Source organism: Vibrio sp. 1978 (assembly GCF_033344345.1).
In genome coordinates this window covers 1-539 of sequence record NZ_JAWPOP010000916.1, presented here as the reverse complement: position 1 = coordinate 539, position 539 = coordinate 1, and the positions used below count along the sequence as shown (strand labels likewise).

Below are 539 nucleotides of genomic sequence, written 5' to 3'. Positions count from 1 at the left end.
TGTCGAAACCATCCGGTCAGTATTCCGAAAGATTGCTCTTGGTGAAGTCCCTCAAGGTTACACGTTGAACCGCATCCCTGCTGGTGCTGCGGTGCCGAGCTGCGCTCATCCTGGGGTAAAGGTGGATTTTAGCAAGGGGCAATACATGATGGGCCACCTCCTTAACGTGTTCATCGGTGTCGCCCTGAACGTCTCTGATCAGCCTATTGAGTTCAAAGAGGCGTTGTGTGGGAGCTGGGATGTGGCTGCGGTGACTACGTGGCCGCTTAACGTGCTTGAGCCCGGCCAGAAGACGGAGATCTATGTGGCGAAGAAGCAGAAGCGTGGTCTCGCACCAACGTCTAAGCGTCCATCGCTGCTGGGAGGTGCCCAATGATTAAGCGATTTTGGACACAGTTAGACCCCAACAAGAAGCGTTGGGTGTCTATCGCTGGCGGCGTCTTCGTTCTTTTTGCGGTCGTGACAATGTTCTCTGGTGAACCCAAGAAAGAAGAGAAGCGCGGTCGCCAAGAAACCATCAAGCACGTTCTCACAGACAA

At 54.0% G+C, this 539-nt stretch carries 1 protein-coding gene; it reads left to right on the top strand.

The genetic code is table 11. The features are described from left to right. The coding region (locus R8N49_RS29850) for a type-F conjugative transfer system secretin TraK (protein ID WP_318190797.1) at window positions 1–376 on the top strand (376 nt) is incomplete at its 5' end. Between the last annotated feature and the right edge of the window lie 163 nt (window positions 377–539).